This window comes from Escherichia marmotae (genome assembly GCF_002900365.1).
In the GTDB taxonomy this organism is placed as follows: domain Bacteria; phylum Pseudomonadota; class Gammaproteobacteria; order Enterobacterales; family Enterobacteriaceae; genus Escherichia; species Escherichia marmotae.
Map to the genome: position 1 here is coordinate 407732 of NZ_CP025979.1, position 20402 is coordinate 428133.

General features: G+C 46.0%; 14 protein-coding genes, 5 tRNA genes, 3 pseudogenes and 1 riboswitch. Of the genes and pseudogenes, 14 read left to right on the forward strand and 8 right to left on the reverse strand.

Features of this window, described 5'->3' with window-relative positions; genetic code table 11:
- Nucleotides 1-357 precede the first annotated feature (357 nt).
- From pduF to ldtA, 7 genes and pseudogenes are all read left to right on the forward strand, one after another.
- Nucleotides 358-1168, forward strand: a pseudogene (gene pduF / locus C1192_RS01955) (propanediol diffusion facilitator PduF).
- A gap of 202 nt (nucleotides 1169-1370) precedes the next feature.
- A complete protein-coding gene (gene pocR, locus C1192_RS01960) occupies nucleotides 1371-2285 on the forward strand; it encodes a transcriptional regulator PocR (RefSeq protein ID WP_000622053.1) in 915 nt (304 codons plus the stop codon).
- 88 nt (nucleotides 2286-2373) lie between these two features.
- Nucleotides 2374-2548, forward strand: a riboswitch (cobalamin riboswitch).
- A gap of 218 nt (nucleotides 2549-2766) precedes the next feature.
- A complete protein-coding gene (locus C1192_RS01965) occupies nucleotides 2767-3201 on the forward strand; it encodes a hypothetical protein (RefSeq protein ID WP_000855623.1) in 435 nt (144 codons plus the stop codon).
- A 133-nt stretch (nucleotides 3202-3334) separates the two neighbouring features.
- Nucleotides 3335-3880, forward strand: a complete 546-nt coding sequence (gene cobU, locus C1192_RS01970) for a bifunctional adenosylcobinamide kinase/adenosylcobinamide-phosphate guanylyltransferase (RefSeq protein ID WP_000973182.1) — start codon at nucleotides 3335-3337, stop codon at nucleotides 3878-3880.
- Nucleotides 3877-4620, forward strand: a complete 744-nt coding sequence (gene cobS / locus C1192_RS01975; protein WP_001516588.1) for an adenosylcobinamide-GDP ribazoletransferase — start codon at nucleotides 3877-3879, stop codon at nucleotides 4618-4620. The genes cobU and cobS overlap by 4 nt, the downstream gene beginning before the upstream one ends.
- Nucleotides 4621-4644: 24 nt before the next feature.
- Nucleotides 4645-5724 carry a nicotinate-nucleotide--dimethylbenzimidazole phosphoribosyltransferase gene (gene cobT / locus C1192_RS01980; RefSeq protein ID WP_001194240.1) on the forward strand — a complete coding sequence of 360 codons (1080 nt, stop codon included), beginning with the start codon at nucleotides 4645-4647 and terminating at the stop codon, nucleotides 5722-5724.
- Between the two features lie 61 nt (nucleotides 5725-5785).
- Nucleotides 5786-6721, forward strand: coding sequence for a L,D-transpeptidase (gene ldtA / locus C1192_RS01985; RefSeq protein ID WP_154663967.1), 936 nt, complete (start codon nucleotides 5786-5788; stop codon nucleotides 6719-6721).
- 57 nt (nucleotides 6722-6778) lie between these two features.
- Here the strand turns inward: ldtA and C1192_RS01990 are convergent.
- Nucleotides 6779-6854, reverse strand: a tRNA-Asn gene (locus C1192_RS01990).
- A 323-nt stretch (nucleotides 6855-7177) separates the two neighbouring features.
- Between C1192_RS01990 and nac the strand changes: the two are divergent.
- Both nac and cbl read left to right on the forward strand, forming a co-directional pair.
- Nucleotides 7178-8094 (forward strand): annotated as a pseudogene (gene nac / locus C1192_RS01995) (nitrogen assimilation transcriptional regulator NAC).
- A 100-nt stretch (nucleotides 8095-8194) separates the two neighbouring features.
- Nucleotides 8195-9145, forward strand: a complete 951-nt coding sequence (gene cbl / locus C1192_RS02000) for an HTH-type transcriptional regulator Cbl (RefSeq protein WP_038355091.1) — start codon at nucleotides 8195-8197, stop codon at nucleotides 9143-9145.
- 37 nt (nucleotides 9146-9182) lie between these two features.
- Here the strand turns inward: cbl and C1192_RS02005 are convergent.
- Nucleotides 9183-9258: transfer RNA gene (locus C1192_RS02005), tRNA-Asn, on the reverse strand.
- 160 nt (nucleotides 9259-9418) lie between these two features.
- Here C1192_RS02005 and yeeO point away from each other — a divergent pair.
- Nucleotides 9419-10899, forward strand: a pseudogene (yeeO, locus tag C1192_RS02015) (toxic metabolite efflux MATE transporter YeeO).
- 100 nt (nucleotides 10900-10999) lie between these two features.
- Nucleotides 11000-11075: transfer RNA gene (locus tag C1192_RS02020), tRNA-Asn, on the forward strand.
- A gap of 93 nt (nucleotides 11076-11168) precedes the next feature.
- Here the strand turns inward: C1192_RS02020 and amn are convergent.
- The 3 genes from amn to C1192_RS02035 all read right to left on the reverse strand — a co-directional run bounded on the left by amn (nucleotide 11169) and on the right by C1192_RS02035 (nucleotide 14479).
- On the reverse strand, nucleotides 11169-12623 hold the full coding sequence (gene amn, locus C1192_RS02025; protein WP_038355090.1) for an AMP nucleosidase: 1455 nt from the start codon (nucleotides 12621-12623) through the stop codon (nucleotides 11169-11171).
- Between the two features lie 101 nt (nucleotides 12624-12724).
- Nucleotides 12725-14041 (reverse strand): shikimate transporter, encoded by a 1317-nt coding sequence (gene shiA / locus C1192_RS02030; protein WP_038355089.1) that lies wholly within the window; start codon nucleotides 14039-14041, stop codon nucleotides 12725-12727.
- Nucleotides 14042-14389: 348 nt separating this feature from the next.
- Nucleotides 14390-14479, reverse strand: a tRNA-Ser gene (locus C1192_RS02035).
- 93 nt (nucleotides 14480-14572) lie between these two features.
- Between C1192_RS02035 and mtfA the strand changes: the two genes are divergently transcribed.
- Both mtfA and C1192_RS02045 read left to right on the forward strand, forming a co-directional pair.
- Nucleotides 14573-15370: a DgsA anti-repressor MtfA gene (gene mtfA / locus C1192_RS02040; RefSeq protein WP_001516583.1), complete on the forward strand. Its 798-nt coding sequence runs from the start codon at nucleotides 14573-14575 to the stop codon at nucleotides 15368-15370.
- A gap of 100 nt (nucleotides 15371-15470) precedes the next feature.
- Nucleotides 15471-15546, forward strand: a tRNA-Asn gene (locus C1192_RS02045).
- A gap of 92 nt (nucleotides 15547-15638) precedes the next feature.
- Here C1192_RS02045 and C1192_RS02050 read toward each other — a convergent pair.
- Both C1192_RS02050 and hchA read right to left on the reverse strand, forming a co-directional pair.
- Nucleotides 15639-16697 carry a glycosyltransferase family 9 protein gene (locus C1192_RS02050; protein WP_038355088.1) on the reverse strand — a complete coding sequence of 353 codons (1059 nt, stop codon included), beginning with the start codon at nucleotides 16695-16697 and terminating at the stop codon, nucleotides 15639-15641.
- Between the two features lie 304 nt (nucleotides 16698-17001).
- Nucleotides 17002-17853, reverse strand: a complete 852-nt coding sequence (hchA, locus tag C1192_RS02055; protein ID WP_038355087.1) for a glyoxalase III HchA — start codon at nucleotides 17851-17853, stop codon at nucleotides 17002-17004.
- A 719-nt stretch (nucleotides 17854-18572) separates the two neighbouring features.
- On the opposite strand from hchA, the gene C1192_RS25560 reads away from it, so the two are divergent.
- Nucleotides 18573-18731 carry a hypothetical protein gene (locus tag C1192_RS25560; RefSeq protein WP_172955709.1) on the forward strand — a complete coding sequence of 53 codons (159 nt, stop codon included), beginning with the start codon at nucleotides 18573-18575 and terminating at the stop codon, nucleotides 18729-18731.
- Nucleotides 18732-18819: 88 nt separating this feature from the next.
- Here C1192_RS25560 and ompC read toward each other — a convergent pair whose 3' ends face one another.
- Complete coding sequence (gene ompC / locus C1192_RS02070) at nucleotides 18820-20010, reverse strand: porin OmpC (RefSeq protein WP_038355086.1); 1191 nt, start codon at nucleotides 20008-20010, stop codon at nucleotides 18820-18822.
- Nucleotides 20011-20402: the final 392 nt, after the last annotated feature.

Here is a 20402-nt window from a genome sequence, read left to right on the forward strand (position 1 = left end):
TGGTTTTTTTAATGTGAATTAATTGCATTGGTCGGTAGATTTAATTTGCACTAATGCTTTATCGGGTTGGGCTTTGCGGAAGTGAATTGTGATATTTGTTTAAGTTTTATTATATAAGGATGGCAATTTTTTATTGTGGAAATCTGGCAGAGTTGGCGAGCTCAATAGCGATTGTATCTAAGTTGAATACTTTTTGAATGACAATAATTTGCTATATCAACACGATTTTTCAGCGTGCCGGTCATGCATGTTGGCAATATTTTCCCCGGCGCAATTTTTATAGTTGCGCTCGATATACACGACAATCAGTGCACGATTAACTGATAAAGAAACAAACTCCGTAAAGAAGGTGTCACTATGAATGATTCACTCAAGGCGCAATGCGTTGCCGAGTTTTTGGGCACCGGACTGTTCCTCTTTTTTGGCATTGGTTGTTTATGCGCCCTAAAACTTGCCGGGGCAAGTCTGGGTCTGTGGGAAATTTGTATCATTTGGGGGTTAGGTATTTCACTTGCTGTTTACCTTACGGCAGGCATTTCTGGCGCCCATCTGAACCCGGCGGTTACCATTGCTCTGTGGTTGTTTGCTGCTTTTCCTGCCCGTAAAGTGTTGCCATATTGTGTGGCACAATTGGCGGGGGCCTTTGGTGGAGCCGTTCTGGCGTATTTTTTATACAACAGCTTGTTTACCGATTTTGAATCCACTCACAATATAGTTCGTGGTAGCGCTGAAAGTTTGCAACTCGCCAGTATCTTTAGCACTTATCCGGCTGCCGCGTTAAATGTATGGCAAGCGGCGTTGGTTGAAGTGGTCATTACGTCCATGTTGATGGGGTTGATTATGGCGTTAACCGATGACGGCAATGGCGTACCAAAAGGACCTCTTGCTCCTTTACTTATTGGCATTCTGGTTGCTGTTATTGGTGCATCTACTGGACCATTAACCGGTTTTGCCATGAATCCAGCGCGTGATTTCGGGCCAAAAATTTTCACCTGGCTTGCTGGTTGGGGGGGAAATAGCGATGACCGGTGGGCGTAATATTCCTTATTTCATCGTCCCCATTATTGCTCCGATCATTGGGGCATGTGTTGGCGCAGCAATTTATCGTTTTCTCATTGCAAAAAACTTACCTGTCAATAGTGTTACGCCTAAAGACATCATCGAATAGTGAAATAACATAGCGGTTATAAACGTTTATTTTTTTACTGTTTGTGATCTGCTTTCAGAACTTATTAAAAAGTCTCCCGCCTCACGGAGGCTTTTGTTATTGTCCTTTGTGCTTCTCGTCAGTAAATCATTAGGGATGATGTGAAGATTAAATGTAAAACAATTGTTTTACTATAACAATAAATTAACTGGGAGGTTTTATCATGATTTCTGCGGCGACACTTAATTCAGAACTCATTAATAAAATCGCGCAGGATTTTGCGCAGGCGACCAGCCTTGCGGTTGTCGTGGTTAATATCCACGGTGATGAAATTTCCGAGCTGTTTAACTTCACCTCATTTTGTCAGATGATGCGGCGACATCCTCAGCTTAGCACACGCTGCCGCATGAGCGATCGTTGTGGGGGGCTGGAAGCCTCTAAATCCGATCAACCTTGTATTTATCGTTGCCATGCAGGATTAACCGATTTTTCTATCCCTCTGGTGATTGCCGGGCATTTAGTCGGCTTTGTATTGTGTGGACAAGTCCGCCTGCGTAATGATGATGTCGATTTAGTCGATATTCTGAATGTCGATGATTGTTGGCAGGCAGATCCCGAGTTACTTAATGAATTTCGCAAAGTCCCGGAGATGGATTACTCGCGAGTTATGGCTTCTGCTGATCTGTTGAAGTTAATTGTGGAAAACTGCCTCAAAAAACAACTCAATTTTGTTGTTATTAAAGAGAATAAACCTTATTCGGATCCGCTACGTCAGACTCGCACGCCTAATCCCCACGATAACAAAATGAAAAAAGCATTACGCTATATTGATGCGCATTTATCAGACGATTTGCGCCTGGAAGATGTTGCCTCCCATGTTTATCTCAGCCCTTATTACTTCAGTAAATTGTTCAAGAAATATCATGGGATTGGTTTTAATGCGTGGGTAAACCAACAACGGATGGCCAGCGCCCGCGAGTTGCTGTGCCATAGTGACTGGAGCATCGCCAGCATTGCGCGTAATTTAGGCTTTTCGCAAACCAGTTATTTTTGCAAAGTTTTTCGTCAGACGTATCAGGTAACACCGCAGGTATATCGTCAGCAAATTAGCGAAAATACAGCAGCGGAAACAGCATAAATTGAATGTAAAAAATGAGGGATGACTAAATAGATTCCGACAGTAATAATTAACGTTATTTACGTGTTATGGGAAAAGTGAAATCAGCTCATAACATACGCTGACAGGTTTGGCACATTTGTGCCTGGGAAGTGGGTGTAAATCCCTCGCAGCCCCCGCTGCTGTAATGCTGACAACCCCGAAAATACCACTGATCGCGAGATTGGGAAGGGTGGGGGAGGATGACGCTAAGCCAGAAGACCAGCCTGCCAGTCAATACCAACAACTTCGGTGGGAAGTGGGTTGCCCGGAAGCGTCTGCTTGAGCACTGACGCGTCTTTATACCCCTACCACCCTGAAAGGATCAGGGGATGGCGGCATCATTTAGTTTATTCATCGTAGTGCCGACAGGCATCAGGGCTGCACTCAAGGCGCAGCAATCTTTTTTTATGGTATATCAACCTGACCGTCATTGCAGGAAACCAAGCGGAGGACGGAGGGTATGAAAACGATGAAACCCGAATCGATAGCACTTTTTTGCCTCTCCACTGGCGATATTGAATTGGCTAAACATCTGGCTGAAATGTTGCCAATGACCTGTTTTGTTGGTGAGGACTGGCAGCAAGGTTTTCTGCCTTTTAACGGAGGGCCAGTACAATCGTTGTCAGATGCATATAGCGATTATTCAGTGCTGTTATTGATTGCTGAAAACGGGGCATCCATACCAGAAAGCTTTTCTCATCCTGATGGTGCGACGGTAATCTTAATTGCAGAGCACAATGCCCGTTTGTTGGCCGGTCCGACCGGTGGAGCAGTAGCATTAATCCATTATCTGAATGAGACGTGTCGATGGAGAGAATCTGTTGCTAATGACGCATTTTGTCGGGCGTTTTCACAGGGAAATCAGACTATCTCACAATGCCGTCCTCATTCGTAATGAATTGAGAATACTGGATTTTTATTTTTATTACGCGCAGTATTAATCGAGGGAGTGTTATTACGGTCAGCACGGTGGTGTATCCATTGTTCTGGTCAATGAATACCATCATACAATTGAATCAGGAGTCCGTATGATGATTTTAGTGACGGGTGGAGCACGGAGCGGGAAAAGCCGGCACGCTGAGGCGCTTATTGGGAATTCTCCACAGGTTCTGTATATCGCCACTTCGCAAATCCTTGACGATGAGATGGCGGCACGAATTGAGCATCATCGACAAGGCCGCCCGGTGCACTGGCGTACAGTGGAACGCTGGCAACAGCTTGATGAGTTAATTAATGCGGACATTAATCCGCAACACGCCGTGTTGCTGGAATGCATTACGACAATGGTGACTAATCTGTTGTTTGAATATGGCGGCGATAAAGACCCTGACGAATGGGACTATATGGCGCTGGAGCTGGCGATTAATGACGAGATTCAGTCGTTGATTGCCGCCTGTCTATGTTGCCCTGCAAAAGTCGTAGTAGTCACCAATGAAGTGGGAATGGGGATTGTGCCGGAGAATCGCCTGGCGCGACATTTTCGTGATATTGCCGGGCGAGTGAATCAGCAACTGGCCGCTGCGGCAGATGAAGTATGGCTGGTGGTTTCGGGTATTGGAGTAAAAATCAAATGAGTAAATTATTTTGGGCGATGCTCTCTTTTATTACGCGTCTGCCTGTACCGCATCGTTGGTCCCAGGGGCTGGATTTTGAGCATTATTCTCGCGGTATTATTACTTTTCCTTTAATTGGTTTATTACTTGGTGCTATTAGCGGACTGGTCTTCATGGTGTTGCAGGCATGGTGTGGTGTGCCGCTGGCGGCATTGTTTAGTGTGCTGGTTCTGGCGCTGATGACCGGAGGATTCCACCTGGATGGGCTTGCAGATACCTGTGATGGCGTATTTTCTGCTCGTAGCCGCGATCGCATGTTGGAAATCATGCGTGATAGTCGTTTAGGAACCCACGGCGGTCTGGCACTGATTTTTGTTGTGCTGGCAAAGATTCTGGTGTTAAGCGAGCTGGCATTACGTGGTGAGCCGATCCTTGCATCTCTGGCAGCAGCGTGTGCGGTCAGCCGCGGAGCCGCTGCGTTATTAATGTATCGTCATCGTTATGCCAGGGAAGAAGGGCTTGGCAATGTGTTTATTGGTAAAATCGATGGACGACAAACCTGTGTCACCCTCGGTTTAGCCGTTATTTTTGCAGCCGTATTATTGCCAGGTATGCACGGTGTTGCTGCTATGGTGGTGACGATGGTGGTGATTTTCATCCTCGGTCAGCTTCTCAAACGTACTCTGGGTGGGCAGACCGGCGATACGCTGGGAGCGGCCATTGAACTTGGTGAACTGGTTTTCCTGCTGGCGCTGCTGTAAGACAGATAACCCAGGAGAAGTGACATGCAAACACTCGTCGATTTACTGAATACAATCCCTGCTATCGATTCTGCCGCTATGTCGCGCGTACAACGGTATATTGACGGGTTACTAAAACCCGTCGGTAGTCTGGGAAGACTGGAGTCGCTTGCCATACAACTGGCGGGAATGCCGGGGCTGAATGGCACACCTCATGTGGGCAAAAAAGCAGTACTGGTCATGTGTGCCGATCACGGCGTCTGGGATGAGGGGGTCGCTATTTCCCCGAAAGCGGTGACAGCCATTCAGGCTGAAAATATGACACGCGGAACAACAGGCGTGTGTGTGCTGGCAGCACAAGCGGGTGCTAAAGTTCATGTGATTGATGTGGGGATAGATACTGCAGAGCCAATCCCCGGACTTATCAACATGCGTGTCGCCCGAGGTAGTGGCAACATCGCCTCAGGCCCGGCAATGAGCCGCTGCCAGGCTGAAGAGTTGCTTCTGGAAACCATCCGTTATACGCGTGAACTGGCGAAAAATGGCGTAACGCTGTTTGGTGTGGGCGAACTGGGGATGGCAAACACGACTCCGGCAGCGGCGATAGTTAGCGCTATGACGGGACATGATCCTGAAGTTGTGGTGGGTATTGGTGCAAACCTGCCAACAGATAAACTGGCTAATAAAGTGAATGTTGTCCGTCGGGCAATTACGTTGAATCAACCGAATCCACTGGATGGTGTTGATGTACTGGCAAAAGTCGGTGGGTTTGATTTGGTCGGAATGGCTGGCGTGATGTTAGGTGCCGCCTCCTGTGGTTTACCTGTATTGCTGGATGGATTTCTATCTTATGCCGCCGCGCTTGCGGCCTGCCAGATGTCACCCGCTATTAAACCTTATCTTATTCCTTCTCACTTATCGGCAGAAAAAGGGGCGCGTATTGCGCTGGCGCATTTGGGAATGGAGCCTTATCTCAATATGGAAATGCGCTTAGGTGAGGGGAGTGGCGCGGCACTGGCGATGCCCATCGTTGAAGCAGCTTGTGCGATATACAGCAGCATGGGCGAACTTGCTGCCAGTAATATTGTTCTACCCGGAAATACAACTTCTGGATTGAACAGCTAAAAACGGAAAGCCTGACAAAAGCTATACTTATTGGATAACTTTCGCGACTTAGGAAAGGGATATGATGCGTCGTGTAAATATTCTTTGTTCATTTGTTCTGCTTTTTGCCAGCCATCATAGTCTGGCGGTAACTTATCCACTACCTCCAGAGGGTAGCCGTTTAGTGGGGCAGTCTCTTACGGTTACGGTTCCCGATCGCAATATCCAGCCGCTTGAAACTTTTGCTGCGCAGTACGGGCAAGGGCTGAGTAATATGTTGGAAGCGAATCCAGGCGTTGACGTTTTCTTGCCGAAGTCTGGCTCGCAACTCACCATTCCGCAGCAACTGATTTTGCCCGACACTATACGTAAAGGGATAGTCGTTAACGTTGCTGAGATGCGTCTTTATTACTATCCGCCAGACAGTAATACTGTAGAAGTTTTTCCTATCGGGATCGGTCAGGCCGGGCGTGAAACCCCGCGTAACTGGGTGACTGCCGTTGAACGAAAACAAGAAGCGCCAACCTGGACGCCAACTCCCAACACTCGCCGCGAATATGCGAAACGTGGGGAGAGTCTGCCCGCGTTTGTCCCTGCCGGACCCGATAATCCTATGGGGTTGTACGCTATTTATATCGGCAGGTTATATGCCATCCACGGTACTAATGCCAATTTTGGTATTGGCCTACGGGTGAGTCAGGGCTGTATTCGTCTGCGTAATGACGATATCAAGTATCTGTTTGATAATGTTCCGGTAGGCACGCGTGTGCAAATTATTGATCAGCCTGTGAAATACACAACTGAACCGGATGGTTCAAAGTGGCTGGAAGTTCATGAACCGCTGTCGCGCAATCGAGCAGAATATGAGTCTGACAGAAAAGTGCCATTGCTGGTAACGCCTTCTTTGCGGGCGTTTATCAACGGGCAAGAAGTTGATGTAAACCGTGCAAATGCTGCGTTGCAACGTCGCTCGGGAATGCCTGTGCAAATTAATCCTGGCGCAAGGCAGAGGTTTTAAAATAACTGCCGAGTGAATAGCAAAAATCCCGCGTTAAAAGCGGGCTTTTCAGAAATTTGGCTCCTCTGACTGGACTCGAACCAGTGACATACGGATTAACAGTCCGCCGTTCTACCGACTGAACTACAGAGGAATCGTGAGAACGGGGCGAATATTAATGGCGAGGCCTGGGGATGTCAAAGGGGGAAATGCATTTTTTTGTTCGTTTGCTGCCAATTTCAACAAAGCGATGAACTTTCAATCTTTTTAATCATGTTCCATCGTGGTGCATATCACCCTTTCATGGGGCATGGGACATTTGTTCTGTAAAAAAGAGCAAGGGCAAAACAATCATAATCTCTTATTTGACAGGCTATTAGCTTTAGTACCAGCGGAAAAATGAAACTGGCAAGTATCTTGCAATCTGGTTGTAGTAATGTCGGCACTTGGGCTGACTTTTAAAAAACCGGAGGCACCATGAACTTTAGACGCCTGAAATACTTCGTAAAAATTGTAGACATTGGTAGCCTGACCCAGGCTGCTGAAGTATTGCATATAGCACAGCCTGCGCTCAGTCAGCAGGTTGCTACGCTGGAAGGAGAGCTGAATCAACAACTTTTGATTCGCACAAAACGAGGCGTTACACCGACAGACGCCGGAAAAATTCTCTACACCCATGCGCGGGCAATTTTACGTCAGTGTGAACAGGCCCAACTGGCGGTACATAACGTAGGACAGACATTATCGGGTCAAGTTTCGATTGGCTTTGCGCCTGGTATCGCCGCGTCATCTATCACCATGCCCTTATTACAGGCGGTTCGCGCCGAATTTCCAGAGGTGGTTATCTATCTACATGAAAATAGTGGTGCTGTTCTTAACGATAAACTTATTAATCGTCAGCTTGATATGGCGGTGATTTACGAGCATTCCCCTGTGTCAGGCGTATCCAGCCAGGCCTTGTTAAAAGAAGATCTGTTTCTTGTCGGTACTCAGGATTGTCCTGGCAAAGCATTGATGTTAATGCTATAGCGCAAATGAACCTCTTCCTTCCCGGTGATTACAGTGCAGTAAGACTTCGTGTCGATGAGGCTTTTTCCCTACGGCGACTCACAGCTAAAGTTATCGGTGAAATTGAGTCTATCGCCACACTTACCGCCGCGATTGCCAGCGGTATGGGCGTTGCAGTATTGCCGGAATCGGCCGCGCGTTCGTTATGTGACGCTGTTAACGGTTGGATGTCACGTATTACCACACCTTCAATGAGTCTCTCATTGTCATTAAATTTACCCGCCAGATCGAATTTATCGCCACAGGCGCAGGCAGTGAAAGAGCTTCTGTTGTCAGTGATTAGTAATCCAGCCATGGAAAAAAGACAATGGCAATTGGTGAGCTAAACGTTATATCCGAATGGAATAAGATGCAGGTTTTTATTATTTGTTATGCCGGGCATTAGACTCTAACAATAGTGGATGTCTGATATGCCCGGAGTTTACCGTGAATTTCCAACAGCTAAAGATAATCCGCGAGGCTGCCCGTCAGGATTACAATCTGACAGAGGTCGCGAATATGCTCTTTACCTCACAGTCTGGTGTCAGCCGTCATATTCGAGAGCTGGAGGATGAACTTGGTATAGAAATATTCATTCGTCGGGGCAAACGGCTTCTTGGCATGACTGAACCGGGCAAAGCGTTACTGGTTATTGCAGAACGTATTCTGAATGAAGCCAGTAATGTTCGTCGGCTTGCCGAGCTGTTTACCAACGATACGTCTGGCGTACTCACTATCGCAACGACGCATACTCAGGCTCGCTACAGCTTGCCGGATGTCATTAAAGTCTTTCGCGAACTTTTCCCGGAAGTGCGACTCGAGCTTATCCAGGGAACGCCACAGGAAATTGCCACATTGCTACAAAATGGCGGCGCTGATATTGGCATAGCCAGTGAGCGTTTGAGCAATGACCTCCAACTCGTCGCCTTCCCCTGGTTTCGTTGGAATCATAGTTTGCTTGTTCCTGTTAATCATCCTTTAACAAAAATTACGCCATTAACGCTGGAATCAATAGCGAAGTGGCCGTTGATCACTTACCGGCAGGGGATTACAGGCCGCTCGCGTATTGATGATGCATTTACCCGCAAAGGTTTGCTGGCAGATATTGTATTGAGCGCCCAGGATTCTGATGTCATCAAAACCTACGTCGCTCTTGGGCTGGGAATCGGATTAGTAGCCGAACAATCCAGCGGTGAACAAGAGGAAGAGAATTTAATTCGTCTGGATACTCGCCATCTTTTCGATGCCAATACTGTCTGGTTGGGGCTGAAACGAGGGCAACTGCAGCGTAACTACGTCTGGCACTTTCTGGAACTGTGTAACGCTGGATTGTCGGTTGAGGATATTAAGCGGCAGGTGATGGAAAATAGTGAAGAGGTAATTGATTATCAGATATAACAAAAAGCCCGCTATCAAAGCGGGCTTTTCAGAAATTTGGCTCCTCTGACTGGACTCGAACCAGTGACATACGGATTAACAGTCCGCCGTTCTACCGACTGAACTACAGAGGAATCGCTGTTGGGGCACATCTTAACGGCGAAAAATATTTTGTCAAACCCGATTTTTAAAAAAACTAACTGTTTGCCGTTTCTATCAACAGTTTGTTGCATTTGCAGACAATTTGACAGCGAAAATCTTTGCAGCTTTGCTGATTCTCCCTCATTATTTGAAATGTGGTTTCACTTTCTGCAATTAGGGTCGGCTTTGAATATCTCCTCTGCTTTACGCCACACTCGCTGGCACGCAAAACGCAAGAGTTACAAAGTGTTGTTCTGGCGTGAGATAACTCCGCTTGCTGTTCCTATCTTTATGGAGAATGCCTGTGTCCTGTTGATGGGCGTCCTGAGCACTTTTCTGGTCAGTTGGCTGGGAAAAGATGCGATGGCGGGCGTAGGGTTGGCTGATAGCTTCAATATGGTCATTATGGCCTTTTTTGCCGCTATCGATCTTGGTACTACTGTCGTTGTGGCATTTAGTCTCGGTAAACGTGATCGACGGCGAGCCAGAGTAGCGACACGGCAATCATTGGTAATCATGACGTTGTTTGCCGTGCTGTTGGCTGTTCTTATTCATCATTTTGGCGAGCACATTATCGAATTTGTTGCAGGTGATGCCTCGACGGAAGTGAAAGCACTGGCGCTGACTTACCTGGAGCTAACGGTAATCAGTTATCCTGCGGCGGCTATCACCTTGATTGGCAGTGGGGCACTTCGCGGTGCAGGGAATACGAAAATACCGCTGCTTATAAACGGCAGCCTGAATATTCTTAATATTATTATTAGCGGTATATTAATTTACGGTCTTTTTTCCTGGCAGGGATTGGGTTTTGTCGGGGCTGGGCTGGGCTGGGATTAACTATTTCCCGTTATATTGGCGCAATTGCAATTTTGTGGGTACTGGCGATTGGTTTTAACCCTGCGCTACGGATCTCGTTAAAGAGCTATTTTAAGCCTTTGAATTTCAGCATTATCTGGGAAGTAATGGGGATCGGTATTCCTGCGAGCGTTGAATCTGTATTATTTACCAGTGGCCGGTTATTAACACAAATGTTTGTCGCCGGGATGGGAACCAGCGTTATTGCCGGGAACTTTATCGCTTTTTCGATCGCGGCTCTTATCAATTTACCAGGAAGTGCACTCGGTTCAGCCTCCACAATAATCACCGGTCGAAGACTGGGGGTAGGGCAGATAGCGCAAGCAGAAATTCAGTTGCGGCATGTTTTCTGGCTGTCCACTATTGGACTAACGGCAATAGCCTGGTTGACTGCCCCTTTTGCCGGAGTTATGGCGTCGTTTTATACCCAGGATCCACAAGTTAAACATGTCGTTGTGATTCTGATTTGGCTAAACGCTTTGTTTATGCCTATTTGGTCTGCCTCATGGGTGTTACCTGCTGGTTTTAAAGGTGCTCGTGATGCACGCTACGCCATGTGGGTTTCTATGCTGAGCATGTGGGGATGCCGCGTGGTTGTGGGTTATGCGCTGGGAATTATGCTTGACTGGGGCGTGGTTGGCGTCTGGATGGGGATGTTTGCCGACTGGGCCGTGCGTGCCGTGCTGTTTTACTGGCGGATGGTGACCGGGCGTTGGCTATGGAAATATCCTCGCGCTGAACATAAAAAGTGTGAAAAAAAGCCAGTTGTGTCGGAATAAACGGCAAAACGCAGAATATTTCAGCAAACGCTTTCAAAATTAAAAAACAGGCTTTGACATTGTGGATGGGCATAGTTAATATTCGCCCCGTTCTCACGATTCCTCTGTAGTTCAGTCGGTAGAACGGCGGACTGTTAATCCGTATGTCACTGGTTCGAGTCCAGTCAGAGGAGCCAAATTTCTGAAAAGCCCGCTTTGATAGCGGGCTTTTTGCTTTGCTACTTATCAAATCCTTCACATTTTTTCCTGACGCAAAGGATCTGAACTCATTACCGGAACGGCGGCTCATTAAAGGTTCGCAGTTTACGCGAATGCAGTCGATCGCCTTCCGCGCGCAGCAAATCTATCGCCCGAATGCCAATTTGCAGGTGCTCGGAAATAGCGCCTTCGTAAAAACGGTTAGCCTGGCCGGGAAGTTTAATCTCACCATGCAACGGCTTATCTGAAACACACAGTAGCGTCCCGTATGGCACGCGGAAACGATATCCTTGTGCTGCAATGGTTGCACTTTCCATATCAATCGCCACGGCCCGGCTTAAGTTAAAACGCAGTGCAGAAGCCGAGTAGCGCAGCTCCCAGTTCCTGTCATCTGTGGTTACCACAGTGCCAGTACGTAACCGCTGTTTAACTTCCTCACCCGGTCTACCGCTGACCAGCTTGGTCGCGTCATAAAGCGCACGTTGCACTTCAGCAATGCTGGGAATAGGAATATCGGGCGGCAGAACCGCATCGAGAACGTGGTCATCGCGTAAATAAGCATGCGCAAGTACATAATCACCAATAGACTGGCTTTCACGTAATCCACCGCAGTGACCAATCATTAACCAGACATCCGGGCGTAGCACCGCCAGATGATCACAGATGGTTTTTGCATTTGACGGCCCCACGCCAATATTCACCAGAGTGATGCCCTGACCATCAATAGTGATTAAATGCCAGGCGGGCATCTGGTGTTTTTTCCATGCGAGGTCGGAAATTGCTTCTTCAGGTGCTTCTGTTTCGGCAGTGATCCAGTTCCCGCCAGCGCAAGAAAGTGCAATATAAGGGCTTTCAGGATCAAGGATCTGGCTGCATCCCCAACGAACGAATTCATCCACATAACGTGTGTAGTTGGTAAACAAGACGAACGGCTGAAAATGTTCGACAGGTGTGCCGGTATAATGGCGTAACCGCGCGAGGGAAAAATCTACCCGGCGTGCATCAAAATGCGATAACGGAGAAAATTCCGCCGGATGATAAATGCCGTCTGCAGTTTCATCGCCAATTTGTGCCAGCTCTGTTGTCGGGAAATAACGCGTTAGTCCGGCGCTCATTGAGCGATCAAGCGTTAACTCGGAGCCATCAATGACATAGGGGTAGGGGATTTCATGCTGTGACGGTTGCACGGAGATATGCGCGCCATAATCCTGATACAACAAAGTAAGTTGTTCATTGAGATACGAACGAAAGAGAGCAGGGCGTGTGATGGTGGTGGTATAGCTGCCAGCGTGAGTAAAGCGACCGAAAGCGCGTGTTTTGGGGGGATTGGTTGTGCTGCCGTCCCAGGTCACGGTCAGTGATGGATAGACAAAAAGACCTTGTTTGCGGGTGTTTTCATCAGGCAATTCGCCACTTTTAATATATTTGCCAATGGCATTGCGTAAAGCGACTACAGATTGCTCATACAGCGCGTCGAGTTTATCCAGTGCCTGAGCTGGGGTCAGACCGGAGCCCTTATTATTCATGTGTGTCTCCTGTTCCATACAATTACCGCGTTTCCGATAGTATGTCACAGGAATGTGAAACAAAAGTGGAAGGCGAAGATCGAATGATCTTCGCCATACCCTCAGGCGCGTTGATTGTCTTTCATCAACAAAGCAGTTATTGCGGAAATCAGGCATCCTGCCAGCAAATAAATGGCGACGCTATGCCAGTCTCCAGCAAAATAAGTAATGAGAGCTGCAGCAATAAAAGGTGTAAATCCACCCCCTACCACACTGGCAATCTGGTATCCGACCCCCGCGCCGCTGTAGCGATAACTGGCACCAAACATCTCGGTGAACATCGGTTGTTGCACACAAACCACCATGTCATGTGCAATGTTCGCCAGCATAATGGAGAAGAAAACAATCCAGAAAATGGACTGTGCCTCAAGCGCCATAAAGAAAGGAAACGCGCTTAACGCTCCAATTAACGCGCCAGTGATATACACCCTACGGCGGCCAAAACGGTCGGCAAGCCAGGCAAAACAGGGAATTGTCAGACAGCTTAACCCACCCACCAGCAAACCAATATTAAGGAACAATTCGCGCGGTAACCCCATATTCTGGGTTGAATAGTTAAGTGCAAAGGCGGTAACGATATACATTGTCAGCAACTCGCACAGGCGTAGTGCAATAATCTTCAGGAAAGCGCCGGGATGTCGTAACAGGGCTTCGATAACCGGGATACGCTTTTGCGCGGTCACTTGATTATGTTGCTGTTGTTCAAATTCAGCGGACTCCTCCATGCCATTACGCACCCACAATGCGCCCAGCACCAGTATGATGCTAAACAGGAAAGGGATGCGCCAGCCCCAGCTCAAAAACTGCTCATCAGTAGTCATCATGCTGATCAGTGAAACCAGTCCGGTTGAAAGTAGTAACCCTACACCGTAACCAACTTGTACGCCGCTGCTGTAAAAGGCTTTTTTATTTTTCGGCGCGCTTTCAACAGACAGCAATGCAGCGCCTCCCCACTCTCCGCCGACGGCAAAACCCTGAATGGCACGCAGCGTCACCAGTAAAATCGGTGCCCACCAGCCAATAGTCGAAAACGAAGGGAGAATACCAATCAAAGCTGTTGCGATGCCCATCATCCAGACGGTCAGCATTAACATGCGTTTACGTCCCAGACGGTCGCCAAAATGGCCGAAAATGACACCTCCGAGCGGACGGAAAAGGAAACCGACCCCAAAAGTAGCAAATGCGGCGAGCGTTCCCATTGCCGGGCTTATTTGCGGGAAAAACTCGCGATTAAACACCAGTGCGGCGGTAATGCCATAGAGTAAAAAATCGTACCAGTCGACGACGGCACCGGCGAAACTGCCTAACGCAGCTCGTCGGGCGCGACTTAACGAAAGCGTGCCTTCATCGGGACGCGTGGAGATGAGCGTGGAGTCCATAATGTTCCTGTTTGTACTGTCTTTTTATAATTAGTATGGAAAAGGTAACTCACATTGCCGTCGAACTATAAACGAACCTTATGAGACTACCGCGACAGAGAGCATCTGCAAATGTTTTTATGTCAGAAAATGACTATGGGGGACGGGTAGGGGCATCACTGTAATGTGCGGAAACGAAACAGAATTGTGGGTTCAGGCGCGTATTAGAAATTCAAAAACAGCGAGAAAAATGTGATTGCTAAAGTAGTGCAGGTTACTTACAGGCGTTATTTTTCGCGGATGAATTTTTCGAATTTTCTCAATGGGATTTGTGTCACTGACATGGGGCGGACTAGCTGTTTGAATGATTGGCGGAGAGAGGGGGATTTGAACCCCCGGTAGAGTTGCCCCTACTCCGGTTTTCGAGACCGGTCCGTTCAGCCGCTCCGGCATCTCTCCGTTCATATTGTTGCCATGATGCCAGGAAATTTGGCATTTTAACAGTCTCTGTCCGTGCAATTTTGTTCAAGTGACGAGTTTGCGAGCAAAACGATGATTAAGTGGCCCTGGAAAGTACAAGAAACCGCCCATGATGATGCAATTCCGTGGAAGGAAGCTTTGGCGATACCTCTTTTGACATGTTTGACTGAGCAAGAGCAAAACAAATTAGTCACTCTGGCTGAACGTTTTTTGCAACAAAAACGGCTGGTTCCTTTACAAGGCGTTGAACTTGATGCATTGAAAAGTGGTCGCATTGCCTTGCTGTTTTGCTTACCTGTTATGGAACTGGGACTGGAATGGCTGGATGGATTTCATGAAGTGTTAATTTACCCGGCACCATTTGTGGTAGACGATGAATGGGAAGACGATATAGGGCTGGTTCATAATCAACGTATTGTTCAGTCAGGTCAAAGCTGGCAGCAAGGTCCTATCGTGCTGAATTGGCTCGATATACAGGATTCTTTCGATGCCTCGGGATTTAATCTGATTATCCATGAAGTTGCACATAAACTGGACACCCGAAATGGCGATCGCGCCAGTGGCGTCCCCTTTATTTCTTTACGCGAAGTCGCGGGCTGGGAACACGATCTTCACGCTGCGATGGATAACATTCAGGAAGAAATTGAGTTAGTGGGGGAGAATGCCTCCAGCATCGATGCTTATGCTGCCAGTGATCCTGCCGAATGTTTTGCCGTGCTTTCCGAATACTTTTTTAGTGCTCCGGAGCTTTTTGCGCCTCGCTTCCCCTCGCTGTGGCAACGTTTCTGCCAATTTTATCAGCAGGATCCACTGCAAAGACTGCGAAATGCTAATGAAAGGGACGCATATTCAGCACCAGATGTTCATTAAATATCAATTTTGTTGCTTAATTAACCGATTGAAATGGCTTGTGAATTTTAGTGTTGACACTCGCTGCCCCACTCAGTAATATTCGCCTCGTTCTCACGATTCCTCTGTAGTTCAGTCGGTAGAACGGCGGACTGTTAATCCGTATGTCACTGGTTCGAGTCCAGTCAGAGGAGCCAAATTCAAAAAAGCCTGCTTTAAGCAGGCTTTTTGCTATTTATCGCCAAATCATAACAGACATATCTAAAATCTCTTAAATCTGATAATTACATCAGGATTGAATTTTTACGATAATTCTTTTCACCGTGTTTCTGAATTCATCCAGATTGATGCGATCAATCTCTTTCCCTACTACAATTGTCTCTGAAATATCCGCCATTGCAGGCCAGCGTGTTTTATAATCGGCATACACGGCGATGACAGGAACATTATAAGCACTTGTCATATGCAAAATAGAGGTATCTGGCGTTATCGCGAGAAAAGCATTTTTTATGACGGCAGCAGAACGTGCTATTGAAGGAGACAATGATAAATGATAGACATTGTCAAAATACTGGGTTAGCTCTACTGCTTTTTCAGTACCATTGGGTCCATGAACAATGACAATTGGCATATTTGTTTCATTTTTAATCATAGCTATTAGCTTTTGAGCTATTGTTTCTGAAAAGGTTCTTTCCTGGGCACTGCCATCAAGATTAAGAGCGATGTAAGAACCCAATGGATCCAGTTCATAATGTACCTCGTCTATTACCTCTTCGTGGATCGGTAATTCAAATAAAGGGGGGACGGGTGGGAAACCTGCTTCTCGCATCATGAAAGCCCATGTCATTGGTACTGGCGCTCGAAGAGACTGATCCATTGTTGATGCCGATTTACATAATGGGGAATAACATGTCATCGTTAAACCCACAACTTGTAAATTCGTTTTCGCCTTTAAATGACTTATGAATAGCATTGTTTTCAAGTTTTTCTTGCGCATCGCTTCAATACAGAGATCTGGTGTACCGTGTTGCTCTCTTATACTTTTCGCCAGTTTTTTTATTTCATTTAAACTGGCATAGTCCTGCATTGTCATACTGACTAATGTTAATTTGGTGTATTTAAGATGAAGCGCATCAAAAACAGATTTATTAATTGTAGATGTGACAATTAATAAATGTTTTATTTTATGTGATTCCAGCGATCTAATTATTGGGTAAATAGCCATTGCATCACCAATTTGATCTGGGATGTGAATGACTGCAAATTTAGTATTTGCAATATCAATATCTTCACATGAATAATCATAATAGCTAAATGTAATGCGTCTAAAAATTGACGTTAACGACATATCTAACCTCGCTTCCCTACTGGTTAAAACGTGATGGAGTTTATCAGAGATAGTCGTTTTCTAAAATCGATAAATAACGTAATGCCACATAACACGTCCTTATATTTTATGTGTTAATGATTTGCTTGAATTATACTTGTTATTTCAACAAAGGATTGTATTGCATTCTTCAATGCATGAAGCTGATGCAAAAATGGAGGTAAGACAAGAGATAAGGCGTCAACAACTGGTGGTGAACATCTCTCGTTTATTCAGTGGGGGAGATAAACCCCCACTTTTTTATTACACCGTAAGTGATGTCCGGTTAACCCACGTATGCCGCCAGCATTTCCTGTGCAGCAAGTTTGCCCAGCGCATTCGCTGCAAAAGGGCTGTCTCCGGTGAGAAGTTTGCGATCCTTATGTACCCGGCCAGTAATGTCATCATTGATGATGTTCATTCCCATTTTCTTCAGTTCTTCACCGAAGTACCAGGTCAGATGACCCGGCATATAGCCAATATCTGGTGTTTGTTTGTCTGCTGCATCCGGGAATGCGCAAATTGAATAACCGTTTAGTGGGTTATCACCGTGGCGGAGCGACAGAAACGCAGCCGGGCCGTGACAAAGAGAGATAACAAAGCGGTCGTTTTCAATTGCCCATTGCAGAGCGGTAGCAACTTCTTTGCTTTCAGGTAAGCCAATAAGAGCACCATGACCACCTGGAACAAAGATTGCTGCGTACTCGCTGTCTGCGTTGAGGCTGGCGACAACATCCGCTAATTTCTTCGGATTGCGGAACAGAGATTTGTGCTGCTCAAAGAATGGCATCACTTTTTCATCTTTGTGTGGCATAGCCCAGTATTCAAACTTCGTCATCAGGCCAGAGATGGTCGCAACTTCGAACTCGAAACCAGCAGCATGCAGGTGATACAACGGCAGCAACGTTTCAATGGGATGGTTGCCCGTCGAGAATAGTTTACCGTTATCGGTCGGCAAATAGCGTTCGTCAGCGGTGATCACCAGAATTTTATGCTTACCGCTATACGGTTTTGGGTAGTCCACACCATCAAGATCAGATACAGGACTGGTATATTGGCTAAGCGAATATTCTGAAGGGAAGAACGCATTATCTTCAGCAATATCAATCTGCGGGTTCTTACTTGTTTGAACAGTCATAGTGTATTCCTTATTGTTACTTCGGTAGGTTAGTCACTATATTCGCGACTGAGCTGGATGCTATATTTAACCAGGAACGTAAAACGAGTCAATATACCTAAAGCGGTAGTTAAACACGTCAGGGAAAATACATCACAGTTCACGAATAGTGTTCTCATCGAATCAACCTTATTTGCAATAAAAAACGTAAAGCGTAGCAATATATTTTAGTTCATTTTTCAGAAAAGATGAGATTGCATACTCTCGTTACATAGGGTGACTGCAAGAATCATAAATGAGATTTTTAGCAAAAAATAATGATGAAGCCGTTCTGTATAACCGTTAGTCGTGGAAAAATGATGAATCAGATTAAGCTTAACTGATGACAGATATGGTTAATTACATGCTATCAGATTCTCTAATTACAGTAGCAACCAGAAACAGGTGTGCGAGGAGTGGCTAAGGTTACAGCAGATATAATGCACCAAATATTTAAGACATAAATATAATCTTTAACAGGTAAATTAATAATAATTTATAGTCTTTTTTATATTAAGATGTTTTCAGAGGTTTTCTATGTACTGAAATATTGTTATTCCGGTGAATGTCTTTCTCGGGATGATAGGGAACTATCGCTTTATTATGCGTAGTTTTTCGCTAACGTTTCTTCAGGGCATATTCATTTACCTGGCTTTATTCCGGAATATGTAAGAATCCTGGAGCGTAGATATGTTTCTGACATGCATCGTTTTAAAGATGCACTACGTGATCAGGCTTTGCACTGTTTAGCGACTCTGGTTGAACAGAAACTGGCAGATGTTATTGTGCCGGGAGTCACCCAGGAATTGAGTTTTGTCGACATGCTACAGCGGTTGAGAGTGCCGCTGCTGGTGATTTGACGAGGGGGATAAAAAAGCCCGAGTTCAACGAGGAACGAACTCAGGCTGGATGAGTTTTTACAGTAACGTGCCGTGGCGCGTTGGCTGATTAGAACTGGTAGACTAAGCCTACAGCAACGATATCATCGGTTGCGATGCCGTTTGCTTTGTAGAAGTCATCGTCGTTATCCAGCAGGTTGATTTTGTAATCAACATAGGTGGACATGTTTTTGTTGAAGTAGTAAGTCGCACCGACTTCAACGTATTTAACCAGATCTTTGTTTGCGTAATGATGATTCCCCTGGCTGTCGAAGTTATCACCATTCAATCCGCCTAAATCCTTACCTTTAGATTGCAGGTAAGCGATGGACGGGCGCAGACCGAAGTCGAACTGATACTGAGCAACAACTTCAAAGTTCTGAGTTTTATTAGCGATGGCATCAGCATCACCGTAACCAGTCATGTTACGAGTTTCAGCGTACATGGCTGCTAAGTAAACGTTATTCGCGTCGTATTTAGCACCAACGGTCCATGCTTCCGCTGTTTCACCGCCAGCAGTTGCATCGAAGCGGTCTCCGTAACGAGTATCATGACAACCTTTGTGAACCTGATTATCGGTACGGTCAGAGTTGGAGTATGCAGCACCCAGACTTAAACCGAAGTCGAAATCATAAGAGGTGGACATACCGAAACCGTCACCATTTTCTTTAGACAGTTTACGACCATTACCATTACCTGAACCTTCCTGGCCAAACAGACCATCGCTTTCATTATTGCCTTGATATTGCAAAGCAAAGTTCAGGCCATCAACCTGACCGAAGAAGCCATTGTTACGGTAGGTTGCTACACCATTAGCACGGCCGTTCATGAAGTTGTCAGCGCCAGCGTAGGTATCACCACCAAATTCCGGCAGCATATCGGTCCATGCTTCAATATCATAAACAACGCCGTAGTTACGACCATAGTCGAAAGTACCATTCTGGCCAAAACCTAAGCCTGCGAACGCCAGACGGGTAGCAGAACCCGCTCTGTTACTTTCAGGACCATTTGCCTGCAAGTTGTATTCCCATTGACCATAACCAGTGAATTGATCAGCGATCTGAGTTTCACCTTTAAAACCGATACGGGCGTAGGACTGGTCGCCATCGCTATTCGCTGCATCATCAGCGAAGTAGTGCAGACCAACAGCTTTACCGTACAGATCAAGTTTATTACCATCTTTATTATAAATTTCAGCCGCATTTGCTGCGCCAGCAACTAATAACGCCGGGACCAGCATTGCCAGAACTTTTCTTTTCATTATGTATTCCCTTGTGATTATAATCTTCATGAATATATCAATAAGTGCCATTATCCAAAAAAAAGCACATTTGGATACTATTCTATGAAGTTCATTTTATTTTAAAGATTACATGTAACAAATATATTTAAAAGATTTCAAAATATTTCTATCTTGTTTAATATAATTCAAAATTATGAATTTCAGATACAAAAATTCATGTTATTTATGGTTGTATATCAATAGATTATTGATTTTGCGGAAGGATGGTTTGTGTCAATGAGTGTTGCACCAAAGACCCTGAGTGATCTTGCGCACATTATGAATGGCATAAAAAAAGCCGGCATCATGCCGGCCCAAAAATATAAACAAGACGATAAAGGCTAATAACGGAGTTATCATGACACAGAAAA